This window comes from Thermocoleostomius sinensis A174, assembly GCF_026802175.1.
Taxonomy (GTDB): Bacteria; Cyanobacteriota; Cyanobacteriia; order Elainellales; family Elainellaceae; genus Thermocoleostomius; species Thermocoleostomius sinensis.
On record NZ_CP113797.1, the window covers coordinates 78,124 to 92,457 of the forward strand.

A 14,334-nucleotide genomic window follows, 5' to 3' on the forward strand; every position below is an offset into this window, starting at 1 on the left:
CAGCTTCATAGACCGGAAGACGACAGACGCTTACGTCTGCTGCCGACCGGCTATAGGTTTGTGGTTGCAACGCTTCCCATTCTATCCATTGCTATACCTGTTGATTCCCCCTTGCCTTTTTAAACAAGGGGAAACCAAGCTCAATGTCCCCTTGCGTCGGCGAAATTGAGGGGATCTCAATTTTTGTCACCTAATAGTACGACTTTTCAATTTATCCGTTAAGGGATATTTAGCACCTGTCTTAACTCTGAAACGGCCCGCTTAATTTCTAATAGCAACACGCCCTGCTTAGCCGATCGATTAGCCAACACTAAAAATACGGCATCTTGACCACAACTGGTTAAAATGCTAAACCCTTCTTCTCCCTCAACATAAATGCGATCGATCGCTCCGCGAACCAACTCCACGCCAATTCGTTCACCCAACGACAGCATTGCTGCCGACATAGCCGACACTCGCTCCTCGTCCATTGAACCAGGTAGGTTAGTTGCAAGCGGCAACCCATCGGGCGTCACTAAGGCAGCCCCTTGCACTTCCGCTGTCGTGGTGACAAAATTTTGCAAAATATATCCCAACTTTTCGGTACTAATGGCCATCTTGCGTCCTTAATTAAGTAGAGTACTTGCGTTGTTTGCCCTATCGTTGGTCGTTACTCATCTCGAATACATTCCCGTTTTGTCAGTTTGTCCTGATTCCCCAACCCCTACTTCCAAGTTTGGCAGAGGGATAGGGGACAGGGGCACAGACGTGGGGTGTACTCATCATCTCAACGATTGTGTTGACACCGGATCGACTAATTGCTGCGTCAATCTTGCATCACTAAATTAATTCGTATGAAGGACGATCGATCCGCATAATTCATTTAGAAAAGCGGGAAAATCCACAGAGTTTTTGCACCTGGTGTGGTGATAGCGCCCTGAACCAATGGACAGGCTGATTCAGCATTAGGGTTGTGGTATTGATTGGACATTCTGTTCGCTACAGAGTCATACCAAGTCGCGGGATTGTACAGTTGCTTTGCCTCACCGCAGTTGACGATATCCTAGCCAAACACGCTAAGTTGTAGAGCTTGTGAGAGAGTTTCTACTAAGGCCACGCCAGCTACGGGGTTGCCAACGTGATCGAGGGTAGGGCTATAGCAAGCGATCGCACCTTGATGGGGCACAACGGCAACCAAAGCCCCGCTAATGCCAGATTTCATTGGCAGCCCAATTCGCACCGCGTACACGGCAGACGCTTCATATAATCCGCAGGTCAGCATAATGGCATTGACCGTCCGGCGGTGGTAAGCGGAAATAGTCGAGCGATCGCTAGCGAGTAGTGTTCCCAGTTGCGCCAGATCGCTAACACAACCAGACAAACAACAGATTTGCTCATAGGTATCAATGGCGCTCTCTGGCTCGTTCAGCGCTCCAACCTGAGACAGATAATGAACCAACGCTTGATTCGGTTCTCGTCCTGCCGATCGCACAGACGTTAGCATAGCTTGGTCAAGGCTCAGATGGCAGCCCCCCTGTCGATTGAGCCACGCACAAAACTGTTGACAGCGATCGTCTCCGGTTTTGCCCGGTAATTTATCGGCAAGTGTAATAGCACCACTGTTGATCATGGGGTTGCGCGGCCGACCGCCATCGTTGATCAATTGTTGTAACGAGTTAAACGGCAAATTGGATGGCTCCACCCCTACCAAGTCAAAGACCTGCATTCCTCGTTGCTCTAGCAAATACAGCAACAGAAATGGTTTAATCGCACTCATTAAGGGAAAGGTCCGATCAAGATCACCACTTTGATAAAGGACGCCTGTTTGAGTACGGATTTCGACTGCGAACCACTGGGGGTCTGTTTTGGATAGAAGCGCAATACGGCTGGCAACATGTCCCTGATGAGCTTGCAGTTTTACTTGGTTAATCCAACCATCTAAATCCGTTTGTGAGAACGCTTCTAGTTTAGTTAACACAATTTACCTGCATGAATGACAAATAAGCAGATTGAGCAAGACTTGTTCAACCCTCTTTCAAGGTATTAACAGATAAATCGCAGATAGATTGTTCAGGATCATAAATTTTTGCTACAACAGCCGCCTATTTCAGGAAACGCAAAAATCTATTGTGAAATAACCAGTGTGGCAAACAGAGATCGCTGACCGAGTATAGACCAGACAAGATCCATCAGATCCTAGATTAGGCATTTAGTCGAACGATAAAGTTCTACCTTCAAGAGACCGATCGCCCATCGCAAAGGTCTCTAACTTTTGTAGCGTCACGACTGCCTTCTAGTGACTTGTCTCATCTTCTATGTCTCTTATCTCTCTTTACTACTTTCTTTGCCATGCTCAGCACAATTCTAAGTGGACGCTATAAACTAATTCAACATTTGCGATCGAGCGAATTCACCGATATTTATCTAGCTCAAGACGAGCAATTCCCCAATGCTCCCCACTGTATCGCCAAGCAACTCAAGCCACGATCAACCGATCCAGATACTTTAGAAGCCGCCAGGCGCTTATTTGAAACCGAGGCAAAAGTTTTGTCGCAGTTGGGTAGCCACGATCGAATTCCCCGCTTGTTGGCCTATTTTGAAGAAAACCAAGAATTCTACCTCATTGAAGAATTAATTGATGGGCAAACGCTGGATCAGGAACTAGCTCAGGAACAAAAATTCACTGAAACGCAAGTGATTTGCTTGCTACAAGAGGTGCTAAAAATCCTTGAATTTGTGCATGAACAGCATGTAATTCATCGCGATATTCATCCCAATCACTTAATTCGTTGTCGAGCAGACGGTAAGCTCATGCTGACAGGGTTTGGTGCAGTGAAGCAGGTCAATACGCAAGTTGTGACGCAACCAGGACAAACTAGCTTTGTTATGGCAGTAGGCAATCCGGGTTACATGCCGAATGAACAACGAGGCGGCCATCCTCGCTTCAGCAGTGATATCTATGCTTTGGGAATGACGGCCATTCAAGCGTTGACGGGCGTTGCTCCAAGAGACTTACCCGAGGATGAGCAAACTGGAGAAGTGCTTTGGCGATCGTATGCACCGCAGATTAGCCCCAAATTTGCTGCTATTCTAGACAAAATGGTGCGGACTCACTTCCGCGATCGCTATCAAACAGTTGAAGAGGTGCTGCACGATCTTCACGGTTCACAGCAGATCAGCAAAAAACGACTAATTTTGGCGCTGTCTGCGTTGGGACTTGTGGCAGCAGTAGGACTGACGGCAACGGCGCTTCATGTGTTCTCTCCCAGGCAACCGCGGATTGCGGCTGAAAATTGCCGACCTCAAAGTGCTGCTGAATTTATCGCCTGTGGGCAAGCGCGGCTGGAAGCAGGACAGTATAACGAAGCTTTGGTAGATTTTGCAGCGGCGGCCGAACGAGACCCAGACCTAATCGAAGCCTGGATCGGTCAAGGCGATGCGCTCCAAGCGCTCAATCGTCCTGATGAAGCGATCGCCGCCTACGATCGGGCGTTGCAACTTGATCCGAATCATGTAGAAACGCTAGCTCGCAAAGCCAATACACTGCTATTTAGTCAGCAGCAGTACGAGGAGGCTTTGGCGGTGTTTGACCAAGCGGTTGAGATCGATGCCACCAATCCTGATTTGTGGAGCGATCGCAGCATTGTCCTACTCAACTTGCAGCACAACGAAGAAGCCCTGGCTTCAGCCGACAAAGCGATTCAAATTCAGGCCAATCATCCCTATGCGCTGGCTAACCGAGGAGATGCGCTGTTTGCTCTCAATCGACAGGATGAGGCGATCGCCGCCTATCAGCAAGCCCAGATGGCTGCACCCGATTATCCCTATCCCTTCATTCGGCACGGTGATGTGCTCAGATTTTTAGAGCAGTACGCTGACGCGATCGAGCCGTATGATCAGGCGATTGCACTCGATCGTCGGAATTCGGATGCGTGGGCTGGTAAAGGGTATGCGCTGAATGGACTGGGGCAATCAACAGAAGCTCTAGCCGCGTTCGATCGGGCGGTTGAAGCAAATCCAAATTCTGTCTATGCGCTTTCCGGTCGAGCCGCTCTCCTTGATGTGCTGGGGCGACACGAAGCAGCCTTGGCTGCAACGGAACAAGTTTTGGCAATCGATCCGACTTATTTCGACGGGTGGTTAACGAAATCTTCTACATTACTAAAATTAAGACGGTTAGACGAAGCGATCGAAGCGGCCGATCGGGCAATCGAGCTTAGTCCGGATAATCCAATCTTTCAAGCAGAGGCTTGGACTCGAAAAGCTAATGCCGTTTATGAATCTGGACGCTTGGAAGAGTCTTTGCCAGTTTATCAAAAGGTCATTGAACTTTATCCAGAGGGCGACGTTGGCTGGTCAAACCTCAGTGAATTGTTGAATCGGCTTAAGCGCTATGCTGAGGCTCTGGAATCTGCTAATAAAGCATTAGAAATTCGAGAAACCCAATCGGGATGGAATCAGCAAGGTAATGCCCTGGCAGGGTTACGGCGCTATGACGAGGCGATCGAGTCCTTTGATCAGGTGCTTAGTCTCAATCCCGACTACCACTATGCATGGGTCAGTAAGGGGAATGCATTTCAGCAGCTTGGGCAATATCAGGAGGCTGTAGAGTCCTACAATCGAGCACTGGCAATTCAGCCGATCGATCGCAAATTGCAAGATCAAACTGATCAATTCAGTACTTTAAATCAAAAAGGGAATGCCCTACTCCAGCTACAGCAATACGAACAAGCATTAGAGGCGTTTGAACAATCTGTCGCCATTAAGCCAGATTTTGCTGACGCTTGGTTCAACCAAGGACGAGCTTTAACCGCACTACAACGCTATGAAGAAGCTCTAGCGGCCTATGACCAAGCTTTAGCACTGAACCCGAATTTTAGCGAAGCAAAAACAAGGCGAGAACAAGTACAGCAACAGCTTTAGTGACAAATCAAGATCAAGGGTGAACGAACATTCACCCTTGGTAAAAATCCTATGAAAAAATTATTTCTCGATAGAGAGTATGACTACTATTTGGCAATAATCTGTGATGCAATGGGAAGTTTTCGGAAATGATTCTGACAGTTATTCGATGTACAACCTTGATAGGTGGTTGATAGACAGAAATTCTCCAGAACCTGTTCACTCGATCGAACAAGAATTGGCTTTAGAACACAGCTTGAATGCAGTTTGTATTCTCATCAATCCTGTAATACTTTATTTCTTACATCAATTACACAACCATGCAAGGACAAGTTATTGGCGGACGCTATCAAATCATCCGATTTTTGGGAAAAGGAGGATTTGCGGAGACCTACTTGGCCGAAGATACACAAATGCTAAACAGTGCAGAGTGTGTCGTCAAGAAACTCATTCCTCACGCCTTTGATCCCAAAACACTACAAGCGGCTAGAGAACTATTTAATCAGGAAGCACATGAGCTATCTCAGTTAGGTAATCACGATCAAATTCCTCGCTTGTTGGCTCACCTCGAGGAAAATGGCGAGTTTTATTTAGTTGAAGAGTTCATCGATGGAATAGATTTAGACAAAGAGTTGCGAAATCAGCAGCAACTCAGTGAAGAACAGGTCGTTGAATTATTAAGAGATGTTCTCAACATTTTGACGTTTGTTCACCATCATCGCACCATTCATCGAGATATCAAACCCTCTAATTTAATTAGACGAACAGATGGCAAGATTGTGCTGATTGATTTTGGAGCCGTTAAGAAGGTTCGGACTCAAATGGTGACAGCGGGTGGACACACCGTGCAAACCAAAGTAGTGGGTACCTATGGTTATATGCCCAATGAGCAGCAGGGCGGCAAACCTCGGTTTAGTAGTGATATTTACGCTTTGGGCATGACCGCCATTCAAGCCTTAACAGGTCGATCGCCCGATCGCATTGAAGAAGATGTGCGGACGGGGGAGGTGATTTGGCGACCTCATGCGCCTCAGATCAATCCTAAACTGGCGGCAGTTCTCGATAAGATGGTGCGGTCTCACTTTCCCGATCGCTATCAAACAGCCGAAGACGTACTCAAGGACTTGCCTCGCTCTAGTAAAATTACTAATCCTCAGCCAGACGAACCCACATCTACGCCTTGGCGATCGTTGCTCAAACCTTGGTATGCCGCCGCCCTTCTAGGGACAGCCTTGGCCACGTTTGGTGGATACAAGCTGGTTTCGCGTGATCCAGTCGTTGTGGCAGCAGAGGTGAATGAATTGATCAATCAGTGCTACGAATTACAAACGGTTCAGCAGTATGACGAAGCGATCGAGGTAGCTAATCGAGCAATTAAGATCCAGCGCAATCATCCAAATAGTTGGAATTGCAAAGGCAATGCTCTACAAAGCTCCGGGCAGTATGAAGAGGCAGCCGAAGCCTATAATCAAGCGTTACAATTCAACCCAAACGAAAGTTTGCGTCTAGCCTTGTTAAACCAACAGGGAGTAGTGCTGAGTAGTTTAGAACGATTTGATGAGGCGATTGAATCCTTTGAAGCAGCGATTGCACTCAATGGAGATGAGCCAACTGCCCAAGGAAATCGAGGCTGGGTGTTTCTGTTACAAGCACAGTATGATGAAGCACTAGTCGTTTTTGACCAGGTACTCGCGCGAGATGCTAACAACATAAATGCGTTAGAAGGGAAAGGGCGAGCATTACTGGCCCTAGAGCGGTATGATGAAGCCTTAATGATTTACGGCAGACTGACTGCGCTAAATAGCAAATCATCGGTGATTTGGTTTAATCAAGGATTAGCCCAATACCACCTAGAACGCTATGCTGAAGCTCGCCGCTCCTTTGAAGAAGCCACCCGGCTGCAAGATGATTATGCCGATGCTTGGTTCGGCTTAGGGCGATCGTTAGAAGAATTAGGACTATCTGATCAAGCAACCGCTGCCTACGAGAAAGCAACGGCACTCAATCCCGATCTGGAAGAGACGATCGACGCTGAAGACTCCCAAATTGAGCTATAGCAAACGTCATCACCAAGCATACCTACTAACCATCACTACGGTTCTAGAGGCGGATGTTCCAGAACGGTTCCTTTTAAGCAAGCGTTGACAAGGCGTGCTCCGTCTAGGTTCGCTCCCTCTAGATCAGCGCAAAGAAGATTGGCTCCGGTGAAATTAGCTCCAGCTAAGTTGGCATCGCGGAGATCGGCTTCTTCTAAATTGGCATCACTGACGATCGCTCCCTGCAAATCAGCCTGCGCTAAGTTAGCTCCGCGCAGATCAGCAGCACTGAGATTGCTTCCACGGAGATCGGCTCCGCGTAAATCAACCCCGCGCAAGTTCACATTCATCAAATTTGCTCCGCTGAGAAATGCCCCTGCCAACACCGTTTGGGCTAAGCGCGACTGCATCAAGTTAGCGCCGCGAAGATTAGCGCCGCGTAAGTCAGATTCCGACAAATCGGCTTGCATCAGGTTGGCTCCTAAGAAATTAGCTCGCAAATCGGCCCGCACCAGTTGACAGCCCAGCAAACTCGCACCGTCTAAACTGGCACCGTTAAGCTTTGCGGCGGATAAATTCGCGCCATTGAGGTTGGCCCCCGCCAGATTGACACGACTTAAATTGACCTGAGACAAATCCTCATCTTCAAGATTAACTCCGGCTAGTTGCTTTAGTTCTCCGGCGCGAATCGCGTCAATATCCATAGTGAGTCAGCTTAGTTTCCAGTCTTTCTAGTTTTAGTCTTATTTCGCCTTTAATTCTCCCATTTCGTGATAAGTCAGCGGTAGGTCTTCCTCCGAGTAGGAGTCCAGTAGCCACAGCCCTGACGCAATTTTGGGTAACGCAACCGGCAAACTTAATCCTTGCTGCATGGCGCTAACCAGCAAACCCAAGGCTTCCACCAGTTTCGGGTCCCAGCGATCGCCCTGCTGGGCACGACAGTCAGCCAACGCTTGCATGAGCCAATCCGAGTGGCTCGGTTCCTGATCCGCCGCCGATCGTCGCTTTGCCAACCGTTCCTGAAAATCTGCTACCAGCCCCAAGATCCGAGATTCGATCGGAATTTCATCTCCCGCTAAACCAGAGGGTTGGCCGGTGCCATTCCACCATTCGGTTTGATGGGTCAAAATCGTGGCAATAGCTCGTAGGCGCTGCATCCGACGCAGCACTTGGATACCTGGAATCAAGGGACAGGTGAGCGGCACACTCGTTTGATCGTCGTGATAGCGAGTGGAAGTACCCGGCGCTAACACCGTTTCGCAGGTGCGCAGAAAAGCAATTCGGTGCAGTAAGCCTGCCAGCCGCAGTCGATGCAATTGCCAAGCGGGTAAATCCAGCAGTTGTCCTATGGCTTCTGCCAGCGTTGCCACTTCTGCTGCTGCCATGGGATTACTTAAATCGGTTTGATCGATTAGTTGCGCGACTCGCAAATAAGCCTGAAGCTCATTTGAGGTGAGGTTGTCATCTAAAGACGAGTGCTGCACACTAGCCTGATGAGTTGTTTGTAAATAGTTGACCACTCTCGAGACAATTGCTCCCAAATGATCAGAGGTGGGTGAGCCACACAGTGCTTCTTCCCGCTGCAATCGATCGGCAATAGCTCGAATTCGTGCGGTAAGTTGTTGCTGAAGTGCCGCATCGTACTGTCCAACATGGGCAGCAGCTAGTTCGGCCGTTTCCAAAACCAGATCGGGTTCAAACGTCCAAAAGCCGTAAAACTTACGCTCTAGATCGTGTGTGGGCATGCCAGTGGTGCCATAGTCTGCATCAGATAATTCCTGGCAGAGCACCATCGCCGTATAGTCGGGCGAGAGAATGATCAAGTGCCATTCTTGCGCTACCGGATCAGTTTCATGCAAACTCACCAGCGCCACGTTTGGTTTTTGGCTAGTGGCATGGTCGGCAAACCCCGTTTCTGGAGTCGCCATAATTACGACTTGCTGAGATTGATCGGCAATGGCCCCATAGCGATCGGCTTCTTCTAAATACCACTTTCCGCGCTGAAATGCCGTAATCATTAGCGGACGGTAATCTGCCGAGAGAATGGCATCTTCCAAGGCATGGCAAAGCGCTACTAGCGTATTTTTATAGTAAATCCCGAAATGTAGCGGCTTTTTCCCGACCTGCCCTGACTGGTGGGCCGCTTTCAACTTGGCGAGGATGGAACCTTCTAACATGCTGCGCAGAATGGAACGTTGCTTATCGTTGAACCTAAAGCGAGCCTGATCGGTTTTTATTCTCGCAGACTCTAGGTTAACTATAACGAGGTGACCGGTATATTTCAAAACTTGATCGAGCGTTAGATCGTTGATTTCTTTTCATGGTTTACAGATGCGTGAGCAAAGCTTAATGATTTCATTAAACTTTCGCTACGGCTGGTAGACATCCGTTTGATGATTATTAGAGTATTTAACGTATCTCTTACCTAACCGCCGCTCAGTTGCCTTTGATCAGGTGACTGCAATCTGTGGAGACAGACGAATGAATTTCTCTCAGCCGCTTCAATCTTGGCTTGGTCAAACCATTGACGATCGCCAGCGCTATCTCCTCAATCAGCGTATTGGCGGCGGCGGCATGGGAGAAGTGTTTTTGGCTACTGATACCTTGCTGGGTCAGTCGGTTGCGCTAAAGCTATTGAACAGCAAACTGGCCAACGAACAAATGCGCTATCGGTTTGAGCAAGAAGTGGCGGTATCTGCTGCGCTCAGAAGTAATCACATTGTTCAGGTGTTTGATTATGGCGTGACGGCCGAGGGGTATCCCTTTTATGTGATGGAGTATCTTTGTGGTCAAACCTTGGGACAACTGTTGAAGCGGGAAAAGCGACTGTCAGTCGATCGCACGGTAAACATCATCACCCAAGTCTGTGCCGGGTTAAGTTTGGCTCATCAAGGCGTTTATTTGCGCTGGAAAGGAGATAAACCAGGCAGCAGTCGTGATGTTGTCAAAGTTATCCACCGCGACCTCAAACCCGACAATATCTTCTTGCTCCCTACCAGTTTGGGCGAATTTGTCAAGATTTTGGATTTTGGGATTGCCAAGATCCGTACTGAACACCCAGACTATACCTACGCCACCAATATGTTCATGGGCACGTACCAGTATGCTTCACCCGAACAACTGAGAGCCGAGAAAAATTTGGATGCACGAGCCGATATTTACAGTTTAGGGGTGATTCTCTACAAAATGCTGAGCGGGGCACCGCCGTTTCAGTTTGAACTAGAACACCAGTCCGAGATACAGCCGAGTGCTGCTGTGTGGGCTGTTGCGCATTTAACCAAACCCCCAATTCCATTACGAGACCAACCGGGTTGCGCTCATATTTCCCCCATGCTGGAAGCGGTAGTCATGCGCTGCTTGAGCAAAGCTCCTAGTCAGCGGTTTTCGTCGGTGCTGGAACTGACTCAAGCCCTGCACACCGCCGTCGGACTGCCCGATCCAGAGGCGATCGAAGCCACCCACGCCGGACAGTTGCCGATCATAGCTCAACCTGCCCCTCTGCCGTTACCGTCGCTCTCGCCTCCAATCGAGCCAGAGTTGAGCGATTCTCCGACGGAAGAATCCTGCTATCACACGGCTCAGGAGGTGGTGGCTGGGGAAAAAGAACGCGAAACAAGGCGGTTTTCTCGGTCTGTTGTGCTTCTAACCCTTTCCGGACTAACCATTGCCATGGCCTTGGGCACGCGGGTGCATTCGTTGTGGTCGGCGGCATCACTGTCTCTCTCGAATGATCTTGCTGGTGACTCACCGATCACCGCGTCTCAAGATGGAAGGGGGGCTTCTTCAGTACCATTAAATCGATCTGGACACTCGCCAACTGTAAGAACCATTACTACAGCAACACAATTGCTGACCGGTCATACTGACACAGTGTGGGATGTAGAAATTAGTCCGGATGGTCGCACGGTGGTCAGCGGCAGTTTTGACAAATCCATTCGCTTTTGGGATGTACAAACTGGAAACTTAAAGCAAACCCTGTTGGGTCATACCGATGCGGTGCGGGCGATCGCCTTTAGCCCCAACGGCACAATTCTGGCGAGTGGTAGTGGTGATAAAACTATCAAACTTTGGGACTTGCCCACGGGCAAATTACGTCATACGTTATTGGGACACTCGGCAGCAGTGTGGTCAGTAGCCATTAGCCCGGATGGGCAAACCCTAGCCAGTGGCGGCTATGATGGCGTTGTTAAAACGTGGAATGTGCAAACTGGCGAACTGTTGCAAACATTTCCCGAACACTACGACTCGATCTGGTCAGTAGCCATTAGCCCGGATGGACAAACCCTAGCCAGTGGCAGCTATGGCGGCACAATTCAAATTTGGGAATTGTCCACTGGGCGGGTCATTCGCACCCTTGCAGCCCATACCGATGCCGTGCGATCAATCGACATCAGTGCCGATGGACGAACGTTGGTCAGCGGTAGCTGGGACAAAACCATTAAAGTGTGGGACTTGCAAACGGGTGAACTGCGCTACACGCTCACAGGACACAGCGATCGGGTGCTGTCGGTGGCAATCAGCCCCAATAATCAAACCGTCGCCAGCAGCGGCATCGATCGGCGCATTCATCTGTGGAATCTGCAAACGGGCACCCTGCAACACACCTTAACTGGGCATAGCGACTGGGTAATTGCGGTGGCGTTTAGCCCCGATGGCAACCAGTTGGTCAGCGGCAGTAAAGATAAAAGTATTCGCCTGTGGCAATGGTGACGGACGTGATTGGCGTGATTGCACTGGCATGGCTGAATCGAGCTATGAATCTGACTGCCCCCCTTCCGCTCGTCCTCTTCCAACAAATGGGGGAACTCGCGATCCGGCTCTCTGCTCCCGGAAGAAGGGGTGGGGATGAGGGCAAATACTTACGTGAATTTGGCAATGCCATTTCACCCTGACTGACTGTCGGATAGCGCACTCTCGCGGGCTTCATGTATCTCCTATAATTTGGACCAACACCCGATCGTCAGGAGTACGTGTGTGCAAATCACAACGCGCAATCTGGGGTTAACCGTAGACGATAGCCTCATGCGAGTGTATGTCGCGGCTCCCAAGCCCGAAGGAACATACCCCGGCATTTTGTACTATTCGGACATTTACCAACTAGGACGCCCTATTACCCGCTTGGCCGATCGGTTGGCTGGCTATGGCTATGTGGTAGCTGCTCCGGAGATTTTTCATCGACTTGAACCGATCGGCACGGTGATTGAACCGAATGACTTAGGGCGCTTACGTGGCAATGATGCGGCCCGTCGAACTGAGATTGCTGCCTATGATGCCGATGCGCGAGCCGTGCTGGATTGGTTGAAGCAAGACCCCAACGTCAGTCCTGCCAAATTGGGTACGATGGGATTCTGCATTGGCGGGCATTTGGCCTGTCGGGCGGCGTTGCAACCCGATGTGCAGGCAGCGGTGTGTTGCTATCCTACTGGCATTCACAGCGGCAAACTGGGGCGCGATCCGGCGGACACCTTGCCACGCATAAGTGAGATTCATGGGGAGGTGCTGTTGATTTTTGGCACGCTTGATCCGCATGTACCTGCTGCTGGACGACAAACGATCGTAGAAACGTTGCAAACAACAGGTGTTTCGCATCACGTGCTCCTTTACGACGCCGATCATACCTTCATGCGTGATGACGGCCCTCGGTTTGATCCGGTTGCGACCGATTGCGCTTGGGACGAAATTATTGAGTTTTTCAACCGCACGCTGGCTTAGCTCTCGACAGAAAGGACTCGTATCGGTAAGCTTGGGGCAAACGAAAAAGGAAAAAGGAAAAAGGGGAACGATTGTGGTGGAACCCTTTCTCATTTTTCCAACTTCTTGTCCTTTCGTGAGTCCGATCGCCCGCATGAGTGATTCTTCTTTGCCTACCGTGCCGCAACGCGAAAAGCTCAATCTCTTCACGAAGTTGTCCTATGGTGTCGGAGATTTTGGATCGGCCGTGGCATCCAATGTTTTGATCTTTTTTCAACTGATTTTTCTGACGAATGTAGCTGGACTCAGTCCGGTGTTGGCCGGCAGCATTCGCACCATTGCGGGCATTTGGGATGCAGTGAATGACCCGATGGTGGGCGTCCTCAGCGATCGAACCCGAACCCGTTGGGGGCGACGATATCCCTGGATGTTTTTGGGCGCGCTGCCGCTGGGAATTTTCTTTGTGTTGCAATGGGTAGTGCCACAGTTCAGTGCCGATCCAGGGCGGCAAGAAATCAGCCTGTTCTGGTTCTATGTCATCATCAGCATTTTCTATAACATCGCCTTCACCGCCGTTAACTTGCCCTACACCGCCCTCACCCCTGAACTGACCCAAGACTATGACGAGCGCACAACTCTAAACCAATATCGCTTTACCTTTTCCCTAACTGGGGCGGTGCTGTCTTTGGTGTTTGCGCAAATTATTTTTTCAACGATCGACAATCCAACTCAGCAATATCTCTGGATTAGCGGTATTTGTGCCATCTTCTGCGTCATTCCCCCTTATCTCTGCATTTGGGGAACCCGACGTCGGGCGGCTCAGTTTCAAGCGCAAGTGGCTCTGGATGATGAAACGGCTCCGTCGCTATCGATCGCCCAACAGATTCGAATTGCCTTCAGCAATCGCCCGTTTCTGTGCGTGATTGGCATTTATCTATTTTCTTGGCTAGCCCTGCAAAATACGGCGTCGATTATTCCTTATTACGTGTCCAACTGGATGGGGCTGCCCGCCCAACATTCAGCCCAAGTTGCTTTAGCGGTTCAAGGCAGTGCTGTATTGGTGCTGTGGTTTTGGAGTGCTGTCAGTCAACGGGTAGGCAAGCGCAGTACCTACTTTATGGGCATGGGCGTCTGGATTTTGGCTCAAATTGGGCTGATGTTTTTGCAGCCCGGTCAAGTTGGCTTGATGTATGGGCTGGCGATCGTAGCAGGCTTTGGTGTCTCGGTGGCATACCTAATTCCGTGGGCGATGTTGCCCGATGTGATTGAACTTGATGAATTGCGAACCGGACAACGGCGAGAGGGAATTTTCTATAGTTTCATGGTATTTCTGCAAAAAATTGGGTTGGCGATCGGGCAACTGTTGATTGGCTTAGTGTTAGGAGCGGCTGGATTTGATGGTAGTGCTCAAACGCAACCGGAATCTGCCCTATTGGCCATTCGAGCGGCGATCGGACCACTACCTGCCCTGTTTTTGGTGTTTGGCATTGCGATCGCTTGTTTCTATCCGATCACCCGCGAAGTCTACGCCGAAATTTTGCTGAAACTAAATGAACGCCGTGCCGCCCGTGGATCGGAACATTCCTAGGAAAACGCAAAATTGGTTGATCATCTCGGAATAGCAATGCCATAAAAAAACAGAGGGCACGTCTTTGAGTACCCCCGTGTCAAATTCAGCCATCGTTTCATTATTTAGTTTTCAGCCATGAGATATGCAGCCATGAGG

At 49.7% G+C, this 14,334-nt stretch carries 10 protein-coding genes; 6 read left to right on the forward strand and 4 right to left on the reverse strand.

The genetic code is table 11. The features are described 5' to 3' along the window. Window positions 1-218: 218 nt before the first annotated feature. Together OXH18_RS00305 and OXH18_RS00310 are read right to left on the reverse strand one after the other, a co-directional pair. Entirely contained in the window at window positions 219-596 is a 378-nt protein-coding gene (locus tag OXH18_RS00305; RefSeq protein WP_268610380.1) for a roadblock/LC7 domain-containing protein, read from the reverse strand. A 446-nt stretch (window positions 597-1,042) separates the two neighbouring features. Further along, window positions 1,043-1,957, reverse strand: a complete 915-nt coding sequence (locus OXH18_RS00310; protein WP_268610381.1) for a glutaminase — start codon at window positions 1,955-1,957, stop codon at window positions 1,043-1,045. 371 nt (window positions 1,958-2,328) lie between these two features. Between OXH18_RS00310 and OXH18_RS00315 the strand changes: the two genes are divergently transcribed. Beyond that, window positions 2,329-4,902, forward strand: coding sequence for a serine/threonine-protein kinase (locus OXH18_RS00315; RefSeq protein WP_268610382.1), 2,574 nt, complete (start codon window positions 2,329-2,331; stop codon window positions 4,900-4,902). Between the two features lie 299 nt (window positions 4,903-5,201). Beyond that, window positions 5,202-6,938 carry a tetratricopeptide repeat protein gene (locus OXH18_RS00320; protein WP_268610386.1) on the forward strand — a complete coding sequence of 579 codons (1,737 nt, stop codon included), beginning with the start codon at window positions 5,202-5,204 and terminating at the stop codon, window positions 6,936-6,938. A gap of 35 nt (window positions 6,939-6,973) precedes the next feature. Here OXH18_RS00320 and OXH18_RS00325 read toward each other — a convergent pair whose 3' ends face one another. Continuing rightward, window positions 6,974-7,621: a pentapeptide repeat-containing protein gene (locus OXH18_RS00325; protein WP_268610387.1), complete on the reverse strand. Its 648-nt coding sequence runs from the start codon at window positions 7,619-7,621 to the stop codon at window positions 6,974-6,976. 39 nt (window positions 7,622-7,660) lie between these two features. Next, entirely contained in the window at window positions 7,661-9,094 is a 1,434-nt protein-coding gene (locus OXH18_RS00330) for a DICT sensory domain-containing protein (protein ID WP_268610388.1), read from the reverse strand. A 304-nt stretch (window positions 9,095-9,398) separates the two neighbouring features. Between OXH18_RS00330 and OXH18_RS00335 the strand changes: the two genes are divergently transcribed. The 4 genes from OXH18_RS00335 (at window position 9,399) to OXH18_RS00350 (ending at window position 14,196) form a co-directional block, all read left to right on the forward strand. Beyond that, the gene (locus OXH18_RS00335; protein WP_268610389.1) at window positions 9,399-11,627 is read left to right on the forward strand and encodes a WD40 repeat domain-containing serine/threonine protein kinase; all 2,229 of its coding nucleotides are present in this window, start codon (window positions 9,399-9,401) and stop codon (window positions 11,625-11,627) included. Next, complete coding sequence (locus tag OXH18_RS00340) at window positions 11,621-11,809, forward strand: hypothetical protein (RefSeq protein WP_268610390.1); 189 nt, start codon at window positions 11,621-11,623, stop codon at window positions 11,807-11,809. Before OXH18_RS00335 ends, OXH18_RS00340 begins: the two co-directional genes overlap by 7 nt. Before the next feature lie 82 nt (window positions 11,810-11,891). Then, window positions 11,892-12,629 carry a dienelactone hydrolase family protein gene (locus OXH18_RS00345; RefSeq protein WP_268610391.1) on the forward strand — a complete coding sequence of 246 codons (738 nt, stop codon included), beginning with the start codon at window positions 11,892-11,894 and terminating at the stop codon, window positions 12,627-12,629. A gap of 133 nt (window positions 12,630-12,762) precedes the next feature. Then, window positions 12,763-14,196: an MFS transporter gene (locus OXH18_RS00350; RefSeq protein ID WP_268610392.1), complete on the forward strand. Its 1,434-nt coding sequence runs from the start codon at window positions 12,763-12,765 to the stop codon at window positions 14,194-14,196. Window positions 14,197-14,334: the final 138 nt, after the last annotated feature.